Origin of the sequence: Streptomyces lydicus (assembly GCF_000717345.1) — a bacterium.
Lineage (GTDB): Bacteria > Actinomycetota > Actinomycetes > Streptomycetales > Streptomycetaceae > Streptomyces > Streptomyces lydicus.
Map to the genome: position 1 here is coordinate 1 of NZ_JNZA01000104.1, position 568 is coordinate 568.

The following is a 568-nucleotide window of genomic DNA, read 5'->3' on the forward strand; positions in this document are numbered from 1 at the left end:
GCCAACGCGTCCAAAAACGCATTCGCCGCCGCATAACTCCCCTGCCCCGGACCACCCAACGTCCCCGCCGCAGAAGAAAACAGCACAAACGCCTTCAGATCCACACCCCGCGACACCTCATCCAACACCACCGCCCCGTCCACCTTCGGCCGCAGCACACCCCCCACCCGCTCCGGCGACAACGACCCCACCACACCGTCATCCAACACACCCGCCGCATGCACCACAGCCGAAATCCGATGCGCAGCAAACACCCCCGCCAACACACCACGATCCGCCACATCACACGCCACCAACGCCGCATCGGCACCCAACTCACGTACCTCAGCGGCTAGTTGCTCAGCAGCACGACGCGACACCAACACCACACGACGCACCCCACAGGCACTCACCAAGTGCCGCACCACCACACCCGCCAGCACACCACTGGCACCCGTCACCAGCACCGCACCCTCGCCCCACACACCACCCTGCGCACCCACCACCGGCACCCGCGCCCGAACAACACGAGGCACCCACAACACTCCCCCACGCACCGCAACCTGCGGCTCCCCACACGCCACCACCG

Annotated in this window: 1 protein-coding gene; it reads right to left on the reverse strand. The window is 66.9% G+C overall.

Features of this window, described 5'->3' with window-relative positions; all coding sequences use genetic code 11:
• Window positions 1-515: SDR family NAD(P)-dependent oxidoreductase (locus OO62_RS38735; protein WP_346009373.1), on the reverse strand; the 515-nt coding region annotated here is incomplete at its 3' end.
• Between the last annotated feature and the right edge of the window lie 53 nt (window positions 516-568).